The organism is Arthrobacter sp. SO5, from assembly GCF_020532805.1.
Classification (GTDB): domain Bacteria; phylum Actinomycetota; class Actinomycetes; order Actinomycetales; family Micrococcaceae; genus Arthrobacter.
This window is the reverse complement of sequence record NZ_MQTQ01000096.1, coordinates 1-447: the sequence shown is the minus strand read 5'-3', so window position 1 is coordinate 447 and position 447 is coordinate 1. Positions and strand designations below refer to the sequence as shown.

The window sequence follows — 447 nt, the reverse complement described above, 5'->3', positions numbered from 1 at the left end:
CCCTCGTTTTCGCTGTCGCCGACGTCGAATCCGAGGACTTCCCTGCGTCCGTCTGCGGCGACGCCGAAGGCGACCACGATCGCCTGGGACACGACGCGGTGCCCGACGCGGGCCTTGCAGTAGGTCGCGTCCAGGAACACATACGGGTAATCCATGGCCGTGAGGTCCCGGTCCCGGAACGCACCGACTTCGTGGTCCAGGTCCTCGCAGATCCGGGACACCTCGGACTTGGAGATCCCGGTATCGGCCCCGAGCGCCTTGACCAGGTCATCGACCTTGCGGGTGGAGACACCGTGCAGGTAGGCCTCCATCACGACCGCGTAGAGGGCCTGGTCCACGCGGCGGCGGCGTTCGAGCAGGGCCGGGAAGAACGATCCGTTCCGCAGCTTGGGGATTTTCAGGTTCAGGTCCCCGGCGGTGGTCGTCAGCGTCCTGGGCCGGGACCCG

At 67.6% G+C, this 447-nt stretch carries 1 protein-coding gene; it reads right to left on the bottom strand.

The features are described from left to right. Positions 1–447, bottom strand: a 447-nt coding sequence (locus BJG92_RS16980) for a transposase (protein WP_232085160.1), incomplete at both ends; no start/stop codon positions are given.